8 protein-coding genes are annotated in these 12820 nt (G+C 40.6%); 2 read left to right on the top strand and 6 right to left on the bottom strand.

Going from position 1 to position 12820, the window contains the following annotated elements:
- Positions 1-930, top strand: coding sequence for a hypothetical protein (locus T426_RS0108125; RefSeq protein ID WP_025865890.1), 930 nt, complete (start codon positions 1-3; stop codon positions 928-930).
- A gap of 1201 nt (positions 931-2131) precedes the next feature.
- On the opposite strand, the gene T426_RS0108115 is transcribed toward T426_RS0108125, so the two are convergent.
- The 5 genes from T426_RS0108115 to T426_RS0108095 form a co-directional block, all read right to left on the bottom strand.
- Positions 2132-2437, bottom strand: coding sequence for a Pepco domain-containing protein (locus tag T426_RS0108115; protein ID WP_025865891.1), 306 nt, complete (start codon positions 2435-2437; stop codon positions 2132-2134).
- A 5-nt stretch (positions 2438-2442) separates the two neighbouring features.
- Complete coding sequence (locus tag T426_RS0108110; protein ID WP_025865892.1) at positions 2443-3612, bottom strand: CHAT domain-containing protein; 1170 nt, start codon at positions 3610-3612, stop codon at positions 2443-2445.
- A 2-nt stretch (positions 3613-3614) separates the two neighbouring features.
- Positions 3615-4562: a 30S ribosomal protein S16 gene (gene rpsP, locus T426_RS25020; protein ID WP_025865893.1), complete on the bottom strand. Its 948-nt coding sequence runs from the start codon at positions 4560-4562 to the stop codon at positions 3615-3617.
- Between the two features lie 634 nt (positions 4563-5196).
- Positions 5197-6729 (bottom strand): Fic family protein, encoded by a 1533-nt coding sequence (locus tag T426_RS0108100; RefSeq protein WP_027585511.1) that lies wholly within the window; start codon positions 6727-6729, stop codon positions 5197-5199.
- Between the two features lie 331 nt (positions 6730-7060).
- Positions 7061-8557: a HEAT repeat domain-containing protein gene (locus T426_RS0108095; RefSeq protein ID WP_148303848.1), complete on the bottom strand. Its 1497-nt coding sequence runs from the start codon at positions 8555-8557 to the stop codon at positions 7061-7063.
- Positions 8558-9220: 663 nt separating this feature from the next.
- Between T426_RS0108095 and T426_RS23125 the strand changes: the two genes are divergently transcribed.
- The gene (locus tag T426_RS23125) at positions 9221-9601 is read left to right on the top strand and encodes an HU family DNA-binding protein (RefSeq protein WP_025865895.1); all 381 of its coding nucleotides are present in this window, start codon (positions 9221-9223) and stop codon (positions 9599-9601) included.
- A gap of 336 nt (positions 9602-9937) precedes the next feature.
- On the opposite strand, the gene T426_RS23120 is transcribed toward T426_RS23125, so the two are convergent.
- The gene (locus tag T426_RS23120; RefSeq protein WP_199898715.1) at positions 9938-12793 is read right to left on the bottom strand and encodes a M16 family metallopeptidase; all 2856 of its coding nucleotides are present in this window, start codon (positions 12791-12793) and stop codon (positions 9938-9940) included.
- Positions 12794-12820: the final 27 nt, after the last annotated feature.

Here is a 12820-nt window from a genome sequence, read left to right as displayed (position 1 = left end):
ATGAATTGGATTACTCTTAAATCACTTAATGAAGTTTACCATCACGGTCAAACAAAGACAAAAGCTACTTTAAAGAAGGATTCAACGATTAAATCAATCCTTGGTACTAGAGAGCTCATCGAGGTAGGTGATTCTCTAATTTCCGGTGATGGTTATGACGAGTACTATGAGAGGTACCACCGTGATAACTTTTTAGCATACTCGGAATTCCTTCAGTTGAAAGGGTTTCTAAAACCGCAAACACGTTTTGAGGAAAGTGATATAAAAGTTCTCATGGATATAGATTCGAAAATGCAAAGCGGAGAACTCCTAGAGATTAGAGATCAAATGATAGAAGCCGAAGAATCTGTTCGCGGTGTATCATCCATGTTCTTCAAAAACGAAAAGTATCTACTTAATAAAGATTCGTTGATAGATGCTGTAAAAGAAGTACTTGGCATTGAAGAATTGGCAGATGACAAAGATCAACAGTATAAGTACGTTCTTGAATGTCAGGACCCCAAAGCTATAGTGCTATGTGAAAATCTTGATTTCCTGAAAAAGCCATCAAAACCGAGAAAACATAATATTGAACTTTGGTATGCAGGTGGTAAAAACGTGTCAAAACTAGACTATGTAAATTTAAGAGGATTGCCGGTGTTTTATTCTTGCGATTGGGATTATGATGGACTATTTATTATTTACCCTCTGGTAAAAAAGAAAATCCCTGATATTAAGCTTCTTTTCCCTTCGGCAGAGTCAAAAAGCATAAAAGCTACAGATCACAAGAGTCTTTGGCAAGGACATGAATTAATCAAAGCCTTTTCAGGTTTTAATATCAATTCATTTCCAAACGAATATCAGGAGAAGATTAGAAGTTTAATTGGGCTTGACCACTGGATAATTGAAGAAGATAACGATCTCATTAAAATGGTAGAAGAACAGTTTTGATGTTTCGTCGAAATCATTGAAAAAACTGTATATACACTAATTAAGAAAGTAATATGACCAGTGAAATTTGCCCATTGCCATCCTTGTTCCTGTCGTTGCAAGGAGTTTTCTCGCCAACACTAGAAAGGAATAAAAACGGCATACAATCGAGTAGGCTGCCGATAGGCTAAATACCTATCGGAGACCCTCTCACATTTACCCTGTAAAATGAGATTCTGATTTCACAAGTCGAGCTGTACGTACGCGACGCTCCCTCCTTTCGCTTTGCTCAGGAGCGTATACAGCGGTTCATTAAGATGTGGGGCAACTTTTCGGTAATAGGATAGTATGGAGTCATAGCCACGCTTTTGCAACCGGAAGGGCGGAAAAATGAGATTATGCGATCACCTGGTGGTACCTTACGCCTACCATTGGAAGGATAAGGTAACTACCCGGAACAGGACATGATATCTACCAGCGGAAGATCCTTAGTACTATATGGAGCAAAACCTTATAACCATTTACAGAAGATCCTTAGTACCATTTGTGAAGAAACCTTATAACCTCATGCGGCTGGTAGTCGTAAGGGATTTTTCCCTGGCCCGGAGATGCGCATCTCGCCGCCGCGGGAAGCTCAACTCAAGAGCGCTGGATTTTCTTCTTCATCTCGCCAGGGAAAGTTCTTCATCTTTGTCGGGAAACTTCTTCAACTTCACGCAGAAAGTTCTTCATCTTCGTCCACAAAGTTCTTCATCTTTCGGCGTAAAGTTCTTCATCTCCGGCCGTAAAGTTCAGCTTCGCCCGGAGGTGAGATGCGGTTTGGGTTTGGGAGGGTTCAAATTCCTTAGGGAAACCATTTCCGCCACCGCTGGCCCGGGCGACTTTGACAGGCTCACGCACCTATCGCCTAAGGGAGATACTGGGTCGACTTACTAAACAGAGAAGGCCCCCGCCTGACATATTACAACTTGTTAGCATCAGCTATCAATTTTTATTTCGGGAACCAAACCTTTCTATATAACAAATCACATTGTCATCTATATCTAAAAATGAAATTAGCTCAACAAACAGTCTCCAATACAAATTGGTAAGTTTTTTTAACTTGATAAAAAACTTACCCCTAGAGATATATAAGTTTAAGTCAATTAATTTTTGCCCCATCTAAAATGAGTTTTATTACAATGCGGATGGTTAATATTCTTCTTTGTACAATTAATAAAGCTCACTTCTTTTTAAGCGTGAATGAAATCCCGGCTTTCGCCGCGCCTGAAACTCCTGTACCCATAAAGCCAACAGAACCGCTTAATCCAATCTCAGCGTTTATAGTAATTTCATCCAGCAGGAAATCCGTAGATTCATCACTTTTCAACGATTCGATTATTATCGAAATATTTTCATTGAATTCTATTATATTTTTTTGTAACTCTTCAAGTTCTATAGTGGTTGGAACTCGCTTTGAAAATAGAGACTTATTGTCTCCTCTTTTAGTGTCATACTTCTCTGTAAACAAAGTTACTTTCTTGCTCATGATAATCAATTTAGTATTGTATTTCCATAAATTGAATAAAAGTAGCCACCAATATCTTTCATCTGTCTATGAATCTGCTTCGATGATTCAAAAAGGACTCTATCTAATTCTATATTGCCTTGGTTACCATTAAAAACTCTTCTATAAAACTCCATAGAAAATCTATTCGCAATCACATCGGGAACCTCTATATCAACACATATTACAGTTGAAACCTTTCGATTAATAAACTCTCTAGTAAAATTAAATACTTCTTCAACATTACTGTTTTCTGTTTTACAGCCATTTAGAAATATGATCTTTCCAGTTAATATTTTCTCCTCAATTAATGATATCTCATGTCTTGTATATCTTGTCTGCCCATCTCCGAAGTCCATATAAGATTCATATCCATCTTCATGCTTGAAATGACATGCAAAATGTAATATATCAAATTGTGTACTCTTTATTATTTCTGTCAACTCTTCTTCGCTCCCAAAATCCTCTTCACATCTAGTATAAAGATTTATAAGGCCATCAGATTCGAGACTTCGATAATAATTCACTTCCTCATCTTCAATTCCGGGCAAACTTTTGGAATAAATACAAAGAATCGTTTTTTTATCTCCTTTGGTACAATTATTAGTGCTATTAACACCTGAAGCCCGCTTCCGAAATCTAAACCGGGCGGCAAGGAAACTATCAAAATCGTTTGAAAACTTCTCCAAATCCGTTAAAAATTCATACGGAATTATAAACATCTCAGAATAAACTATAATAACCTCGGGATCAACCACATATCGGTCAAATAAATATTCCCACAATTCACTAAATTCACCTTCTTTATTTATTGACAATTTTTTTCTTAATCTGTCTCCATCAACAGCAAGCCTACGGTAGAGTGCATGCCTTCTTTTCAAATCTTCACTATCGTCACTCTCAAACTCCAACTCTCTTAGTTGGTCATATCTAAGTCTAATCTCATTCCTGAGCTTTTGCATTTCATACCTTTCAAAAGGCAAGCTAATCATGAAATCTTTATAATCATCATCTGAATCTCCTTTAATTGAAACCATGATAAACAACTCATCTCTGGTAGCAAGTTCTCTAATTTTTATCTTAGATTCTTGTGCAGCTATTGTTATAGATGATTCCTCAAACAGATAGGGTTTTTTCTCGTCAGGGGTATTTTTCATAACTACTTAGAACTTATTATCTGGAAAGTCATGGGGATTTTCTTTATAGTTTCAAGGTCTTGTAGAAATTCAATTTCAATAAATTCAGCTCCCAATTTTTGAGGTGTAAACTTAACATCAAACTCACCAATGTTTTCTGAATTAAATTCTATTTTTTTAAATGGTGGTCCTTCTAGATAAGAACTTGTTGGATTGACTATCACAACAAATTGCTTCAATAAAGAGTCTCTTTTCAAGGGATCGTCAACTTTAACTGCAATTTTTAAATCATATTCCTTGTCTGCATATAGTTTGTCATCTCCCTCGTGCGCCAGATACACCTCTACTCCAAGATTGTAGGCGTTTTCATTCTCAGTAATCGTTTGCATAGTCTTTTCTTGTTCAGTGATATGGTTAGCAATATCGAAATTCTCTTTTACAATCAGTATCAGTTCAGAAGTCATTCGATAATTAATCAACTTCAATTTCTCCTCCGAGATAATTGAATGTCGTTTCCCCAACCGTTTCATTTCCCCCTCAATTATCGAACTTTTAACTGTTGGAACTTCACCACTACTAATGAGCATCTTTGCAATATGCTGCTTCGCATACGTCATAGAACTTTTGTCAAAATCGGCATTTTTATTATCTATCCATTTTTTGAAGATCTTATCTGCATATTCTTCACTAAATGCTCCCTTCTTTACTCCATTCAATAAATGCATTTTATAAATAACCCCGGCCTTTTTTAAAATTGACCTCGCGGTATAAGTTGGCTGAGCACCAACACGTAACCAATATAACGCGCGTTCAAAATTCAACTTATAGGTGCTTGGGATTGTATAAGTTCTGTATAGACCGACTTTTTCAATAAATTTACCTTTGAGAGGAGCTCTAGCATCAGCAACTACAATCCAATAGTGCTTTTGTTTTCTTTTACCTCTTGGCATCAGTCTTATTTTAACAGACATAACGACATATATTTTAGATACTTAAGTTACATTAAAACACAAGTATCTCTACATTTAAATATCAACAAATCCTACGTAACAGCATGAATATGTGCGCCTTAATATGTTTATAAATCATATCAATAACCACTTCCAATTTATTGCGAGCACTTAACCTTCTAAAAGCGTGGACCTTTAATACGTCCTCAATTTTCTTCCTAGCGAACATTATCAAACAACAACTGACTAATTATGCAATAAAACCAGCTAATAATTTTAATAAAGTCAATACGACTCAAAGTGAAATTCGAGATATAACCTGCTCTATTTTACAACATTGGGGGGAAGACAGAATATCCATAAAATTCACTAATTTACTTCCTGATTCAGACCACCAGATTATGAGACCTAAACTAAAAATCGTCATCCACTTGCGATCACATTGCCCCCACCCGTGCAGGTACCTGTTCTTCGTGAGTGGATTCCCTGAGACCGGCTTCCGGGCCTGCTAACCGCACACTGGCCCCACTCCTACCCGAATGCTCCCGATAGCCATCGGGATTGGGGATATGAAAATAATACTGGAGAAGCCCAATGCACAGCACCTGTTGAACAGACGTCTTTGTACCGGATATTTAGAGAAGCAAATAACAAATCACCCGGTGTTTCCTTTCACCAATGCTCCTAAGAATCGGGTAAAATCAGAAATGTCTCCATCAACACTGGCACGCTCCAGGGCTGCCATATAATCATCCCGCTCCTCAACAGGAATAACAGTCCATGAATATCCGCCTGAGGCCAGCATGGCATTGAACAAGAAACGTCCTACCCGACCATTACCATCCATATAAGGATGGATATAAACGAAAATAAAATGACCAAGAACCGCCCGGACACTTGCATTCTTTTCTGCATGCAACAACTCAAACAAAACAGGAATGGCATCGCGCACTGCTTCGGGACTAAGTGGCGTATGCATTGAACCTTTGATATAAACCTGACTGGTTCGATAACCGGCAAGATCGGCTGGTTTTAATAATCCTGCAGCAACGCCGGGAGCGAACAACTCACGATACCAATCTCCATGATCGGCATCTGCAACTTCTCCGGCATTCTCGCCCTCAAGAATTCTACGTATACTCTCTTTTACAGCCTGAAATGCCTGATAATACCCACGAGCGGCCATAGCATTACGAGTATCCCTGTCCGCCTCGTTGCCCCTGGGATTCCATCTCCCATCCCGCACCCGTTCAATCAGATCGGTTGTCACCCGATATCCTTCGATGGACAGCGAATGATAAGCATCCTTAGTGTAGTGTTCTTCCACCATTGCCAGGTAGGCGTCAATATCAGAAGGTAATTTCCGGGGCTCCGGGAAATTCGCCAGCACAACTTTTCTCATCTGGTGCCACATCAACTTTATACGACTGATATATGGTGAACTTTCCCGACTGCTCAGAAGGTGTTCCGGCAATCTTTCTTCAAATGGATCTTCTTCCCGAACGTCATACCCGGCTGATTTCATCGTTTTAAGGATATTATCGGCTATTCGGGAATTCCCAATATTCCGAAAAGCTCCGGCCAATCTTCCGGCAATCACACTATGCCCCCCATCCAGAAGTTGAGATAGTATTACCGACGCGTCTTTAACCATGGTCAGACACGTTCTGGCATCCGTACTATGCCGGGCAAAAAAATCCGGCCCAACGGCTATCAGACCTGTTTCAAGGGGATAAAGCTGCAATCCGTTACTGTTGACCAAGGCAGTTTGGGCAGGGATATCAAGCCTAAGATCGAAAATGGAAGTTCCGTGTAGAAGCTGTACAACATTGTTATTTGCTAAAGGTGAACGAACCAAAAGCTGTTTAGGAATAACCCGGCTTCCGCCATGAAGCAACAATGATTGGTCCGGAGACAAACACCACTTGTCACCAAAACGCTCATTGAGATATCGGGAAATAAAATCCCAGAATGACATGTACCAGGATGTTGTATCCCCCGCTCTTTCATCGGGGCGACACGAAATATACCATCCCTTGATGACGTCCCTGACGAACCCGTTTGCCTTCAGTAACTTTTTATGAGGAGCTTTTAGCTCGGAAGCCTTGATAATAGCAATGTCATTCTCTTTTTGCAGCTTCCTAAGTTCAGCAAGCGCTTCGGCCAATTTTTCATTCGGTGTTGCCATAACAATCCCCAATTAAGTGAAAAGAATATTATCACTACCTTTAACTGTAGGATATTTAGTTTATACTCACGTATCATATTTAGTACATGCAAAAGTACGTTTTTTAGTATTTACCAACGCACCATATTTAGTATATTCGCATCAATAGTCATCAACACCAACCATATAAACCTCATTACCAAACAACAACAACAACAACAACAACAACAACAACAACAACAACAACAACAGGTTATTCTATTATACAATTATGGAATGGTGTTTTGCCTGTCGTAGCAGTGTAATCTTAGCGAAAATGACTTGGTACAATAGATAGGTAGCCAGCAGCTTTTCATTTCTGCCCAAAAATAAAGGGAATCTCGTCTATTATTTTCTTTATGTCATTGGAAAGGCTTAGCGTCTCTGTATTCAAATCCCTGTAAATTCCCATTACATACTCTTTGTCGGTTTCTTTCTGTGCGGTCCCTAGTCTGACTGAGTAGTTGTACCACCCATTGAGAAATGCAGACGCGGTCTGGCTTATTTTCTCATCTGTCTCTTTAATTCCCTTCAGAAAATCACCGGCAATATCCCATCCGCCATACCGGCTCAAAATCTTTAATACGAACCGTTTTGTATCGTTTGTTCCCCGGTCATAAATACTTCTCAACTTCGGCAAATCATCGAATAATCTTTCTTTGGGAATAATATGGGAACAAGTCCATTTTACCATAATGGCAGAATCGTTGAGTAACTCAAAGGCTTGTTCCTTCGCCGTATCGTAATCCAAATTCGAAATAGCAAAAAGTCCGGCAGCCCGAAGTTTTGAAGAATCTGACTTCAGGAACGCACGTAACATGTTCATGTCGGTTTTATCGCCAACTTCTGACAACCCGATGATATTCCCCGGTCTTGGATTCTTTCGAATCTCCTCCCGGTACCTCTCAGGATAATTTATGCTGCTGATTTTTGATAGTTGTGCGCGGGAAATAGTCCTTATGGCCGTTGAATTGTCAAAGAGCATATCGCACAGTTCTGTCCGGAATTTGCCCAACTGGGGCTCAGGAATCTTACCGATCGCATAATGCCGTACTTTCTGACTTCTGTCGTTCAACAGCCTTTTTAAGATTTCAGGACGTTCAACTAAGTCCATATTCCGGACCGCTAACAAACGAATCAAATAATTTTTGTCGGTCAAAATCTTCTCCAGTATCTGACCGTCTAATTTGTCGCGCAAGATTAAATTTCTGAATATAAAATAGCGATCTCTTTCCTCATAAGCTTCAATGTCCCGGATGATTCGTTCGATGTTCCCGTCGGCAAAAATGGATTCGGTTATTTCCGCATGAATATCCCGAAGGTTCTCCCTTTCAACTTTCAATAACCAGTCAATGATTTTATGATGACGAATAAGAAATTGTAGCTCCCGTTGTTGGATTAGTTCACTGATACCGTTTTTAGCAGTCTGTCTGATGGCAGGAACCCAATCGGCTAATCGAAAAAGGATAAAAGGGAAAGTCTCTTCTCCAGGAGATTTAATCAGATGCACCAGGGCTTCCTCCCTTACATAACCATTGCTATTCATCGAAGCTACACAGAACAAGCTATTCTGAACATCAGCCTTAAAAGCGCCAAACCTGTGCAGATCTTCTTTCCTTAAAGAGATATGCCTTAATGTGTGATATAAAGACTTATTTTTGAATGCCTTTTGAGATGTCAGTAGTCGGTGGATCGTTTCGGCACAGTCGTGGGATATTCTGGGATCCGGATTGAAAATCCATTCGAAGATAACGGAAATCTGACTCAACTCGGTCATTGACTCAAAGCCTGGGCGATTATTTTTTGCCACAACTCGCGACTTAGCTCTCCCAAATATGTTATCTAAAACTCCCATTCATTTAAGTTGGTTACCACGTAGGAGTAAATGTATTTCAACATTTCTTTTATACCAATTACAAACTGGATTTATCTTCAATTGTTGGTCTTAGGTCTTGCCAAATTAACAAAATATTGTAAACTCAGCAGCAAGCAGAATTTTCGTCGATTAATTCACTACAGGAAGAAAACGTTTGTTTATGTTCAACTTAATTTGAGATGAGCTTCTCAATCCGGCGACTTCTTCATCTCGTCGTTATCTTAATATTTTGATACACTTTTCTGCATTTCGGGAGTAGAATATCCATAAAATTCACTAATTTACTTCCTGATTCAGACCACCAGATTATGAGACCTAAACTAAAAATCGTCATCCACTTGCGACCACATAGCCCCTACCCCTGCAGGTACCTGTTCTTCGTGAGTGGATTTCCGGAGACCGGCTTCCGGGCCTGCTAATCGTATACAGGCCCCTTTTCTCTCGCCGGGCAGGACCCGGTTCGTTACCGAATCTCCCTATTGAAGTTCCCCCACGGTTACACGAGGAAACTCCGATTCTACTATCAATTACTATTTGCGCCATCTTCCCTGTTAAGGGAGGATACGCTTATCCGATCATTTAAAAAAAGCAGATCCAATGTCTATATTATTTTCGAAAGTCCAGCGGGTCAACCCACGGGATACCGCAGCGGCGAAGAAATGGTACATCGTGCCTAGTCGCGTTGAATTGAAAAATGAGAAAGTGATTGCCGAAGCACTCACCAAGAACACCACGCTGAGCCGTGGCGAGGCTTCCCTGGTCATCGACGAACTACAGTCGGTGATTATCGGCTTCCTGCTGGATGGTTACTCCGTCCGCATGGGCGACTGGGGTACGTTTAACCTCACCCTGAACAGCGCCGGCTCGGACACCGAAGCGGAGTGTACCGCCGAAAACATTAAATCGGTGAATATCCGCTTTCGTCCCGGCAAAGACATGAAGGAGGCGCTGGCAAAAGCAACCTTCGCTCCGCGTTAGTATATCACTATCTTTATTTAGCCCCTGGAATGCGTTTTCAGGGGCTTTTTATGGGCTTAAATTCTTTTTATTAGAAGAACTTCTTCCTGTACTTTTATCTTGTCATAAAAGTACCAAAAGGACAAGTCAAAGTGATCCTTCGGCCACACATCAATCATTGTCACAAAATAAAAGTTGCAACCCTAACAGTAAGGGTCACAACTTTTTCGTTAAACGTAAAAAACTATGAGAACTTTGCTTAAAATCAAAACTTACATGTCTTTCCTGTGTGCAAGAGAGTTAATAAAAACAGGTATGTTAACTCTTGCCACAAGTATCTGTGACGACAATCAATCATTAGTTACTTGCCTGTTTAGGATAAAGCACGATTTGAATAAAATTCTTTCCACTGAGATAGTCCCGGGCTACTTTCCTGACATCTTTAGGTTTTACACTATTCACCAATTCGGAATATGTAAGCACATCATCCAAAGGGGCGTTGTCCAGGCACTTCTGTCCCAAATAATTCAACCAGAAATCATTGCTTTTCAATGAGACCTCCAATTGGCGGGTTCGCTCTGCTTTAAACTTATTCACGTCGACGAGACTCGGTCCTTCCTTTTCAAGCTCCTTAACCTGTTTCAAGGTCTCATCAATCAATTTCTGCACGTTGCCAGGCTTACAACTAAATGAAATGAATAACGAATACCTGTTTTCAGGGTACTTGCTGTAATGAGCATACGCTCCAACCCCGTAAACGCCACTTTCCTTTTCCCGAAGATCTTCGGTCAAACGAATCGTAAGAATTCTGGACAGCGCATTCATCCTTGTATTTTCCAACGTTGTATAGTTATATTTCCCACTAAAAACCAGCTCAACCGTTGACCGATTATCAATCCCGCTGAAAATCTCCTTTTTTATTCTGCCGGAAGGAAAATGAATATTCAAATTGCAAGCTTGTTCTTTCCGGTTAAGCTGCGGAAGTGCCCCCAAATACTTAGCGACAAAAGGCTTTATGGAGTCAACCTTAAAACTTCCGACAAAAACGAACGTAAAATCACTGGCATCGGCAAACCGTTCCTTGTAAATTGAAAAGGCTTTGCTGATATTAATCTCATCTAGTTTCTTCACGCTTGGCCCGGTTCTCCTAATATTATAATTCCCGAGTATGGCGGATACCGAATCCCGAAAAACCAACGTCGGATTGTTTGAGCGGTTTTCGAGTATTGCTTTTTCTTTGCTCAGCAACCCTGTGAACACTACCGAGTCGGCCCGGGGCTCCTCAAAATACCCGTACATCATTTGAAAAGCCGTTTTCATATCCTTTGGCGACATTTGGCCCTGTAACCCCTCAAAGCGTTCACTCATAAACGGCGAAACATTCACTCTTTTTCCATTCAGGAACTTGCTCAACTCAATCGCATTGAAATTTCCAAGGCCACTATTGTTTACCAGGCGTGCAGCAGCATCAGCTGACTCAAAGTCTTTATCGCCGGATAGCGAGGTCCCGCCAGGACTGTAGGCAAAAAACGAAATTTCATCGTCTTTAAAATCAGTTGGTTTCAATAACACTTTCAGTCCGTTGCTAAGCTTCAGTTCTGTTATCCCAAGCTCCTTTAATTCTCTCTCCGATACTATTTTTCCGCCGGTTATTTTTTTCGGCAATAGCGTCTGACCAGATACGGAATCTTTGTACGGTGTCAACGCGCTATCTGCCACTTCTTTCATCCACTGCTCAACATCAGTCTGGCTTGGCAATTTACCTTTGCTGGTTTCCGGTGCCATTACCAGAATGTCCCGGTTGGTCACTGTATTGAAGTAGGTTTTCATAATCCGGTTCACATCATCTACCGTAAAATGAGGGAGCGCTTTTTTGACAAACTGATATTCGAAGTCAATTCCGGGGATCGCATTTCCCTTCAGGAAATTATCCATATATTCTTTAACATACGTATCCGAAGGTGTTTTATCCTTCTCTTTGTAACTGGATTCATATGCCATCAACAGATCGCTCTTCGCTCTTTCCAGTTCGGTTTTCGTGAAACCAAATTTGCGAATCCGCTCAATTTCCGTCCACAAAGCCTTGAAGCCTTTTTCCTCTTCGCCAGGTTTCACCGAAACCTGGGCATCTGCCACTTCCAGGTTGGCAATGAACGAAGTTATATCTGCTCCGGCCTGTATGAACGGCGGATTGGCTTGTTGACTTAATTCATAGTAGCGAGATCCTAACATCCGGTTTAACAGGGAAAGAATAAGGGCCTTACGAAAATCATCATCCGATTTTATAATCTCTTCCGGGTGTTTAACCAAAACCTCAATTGTCTCTGTCTGCAATTCCTTATCAGTTGCGCTAAAAAACTGATTCTTGTTGAGCAAAGGAATGGTATATATTTTCCTTTCTCTCGGTTTTGCAGGCATCTTTAGGTCGGAGAACATATCGACAATCATCTTTTCTGTTTCTTGTACATCAATATCTCCAACCACAATCAAAGCCTGCAAATCGGGACGATACCAATCTTTATAGAACCTGCGCAGCGTTTCGTACTTGAAATCTTTTATGATACTTTCCAGACCAATAGGAACCCTGTACGCATATTTCGATCCATTAAGAACTATCGGGAAGTACCGATCCCGGAGGCGTTGTTGTACTCCATCTCTCAGCCGCTTTTCTTCGAGGATTACACCTCGTTCCTTTTCAATCTCCACCGGACTCAGCGTTGCGTCCTGCGCCCAGTCACGCATAATTTGAAATCCGTTGTGCAACAGCGTTGGATCGTCGGCAGGTATCGGCAGCTCATAAACTGTTTCATCAAAATTTGTGTAGGCATTCAGATCGCCTCCAAAACGCACCCCTGCCTTCTGCAAATAATCGACCAACTCGTTTTTGGGAAAATGTGTTGTGCCATTAAAGGACATATGTTCCATAAAATGCGCCAGACCGCGTTGACCTTCATCTTCCAGAATTGAGCCTACTTTGTTAACCAAATACATTGTCACACGGTCTTTCGGCTCCGTATTTCTTCGAATGTAATAGGTAAAGCCATTCGGCAGATGACCAATTTTAACACAAGAATCGGTTGGCAAAAATCCCCCGTCGGTTGTTTGCCCTTTAGCATTTCCTGTTATCAGGAGAATGCCCCCAAGAACAAAGAAAACCAGTCGCCGGAACAGATTCCAACGTATATTTTGAACATTATCTTCCTTCATTATCATTCGAATAAATTTCTTGTATATCAACAT

Source organism: Prolixibacter bellariivorans ATCC BAA-1284 (assembly GCF_000621705.1).
In the GTDB taxonomy this organism is placed as follows: Bacteria; Bacteroidota; Bacteroidia; order Bacteroidales; family Prolixibacteraceae; genus Prolixibacter; species Prolixibacter bellariivorans.
The sequence above is the reverse complement of the archived record's forward strand: the minus strand, read 5'-3'. Positions and strand labels throughout refer to the sequence as shown.

What these genes read in the sequence shown, in the direction of transcription:
- T426_RS0108125 (WP_025865890.1), top strand. Translation starts at nt 1, where the DNA reads ATGAATTGGATTACTCTTAAATCACTTAATGAAGTTTACCATCACGGT.
- T426_RS0108100 (WP_027585511.1), bottom strand. Translation starts at nt 6,729, where the DNA reads ATGGCAACACCGAATGAAAAATTGGCCGAAGCGCTTGCTGAACTTAGG.
- T426_RS0108115 (WP_025865891.1), bottom strand. Translation starts at nt 2,437, where the DNA reads ATGAGCAAGAAAGTAACTTTGTTTACAGAGAAGTATGACACTAAAAGA.
- T426_RS23120 (WP_199898715.1), bottom strand. Translation starts at nt 12,793, where the DNA reads ATGATAATGAAGGAAGATAATGTTCAAAATATACGTTGGAATCTGTTC.
- T426_RS23125 (WP_025865895.1), top strand. Translation starts at nt 9,221, where the DNA reads ATGTCTATATTATTTTCGAAAGTCCAGCGGGTCAACCCACGGGATACC.
- rpsP (WP_025865893.1), bottom strand. Translation starts at nt 4,562, where the DNA reads ATGTCTGTTAAAATAAGACTGATGCCAAGAGGTAAAAGAAAACAAAAG.
- T426_RS0108110 (WP_025865892.1), bottom strand. Translation starts at nt 3,612, where the DNA reads ATGAAAAATACCCCTGACGAGAAAAAACCCTATCTGTTTGAGGAATCA.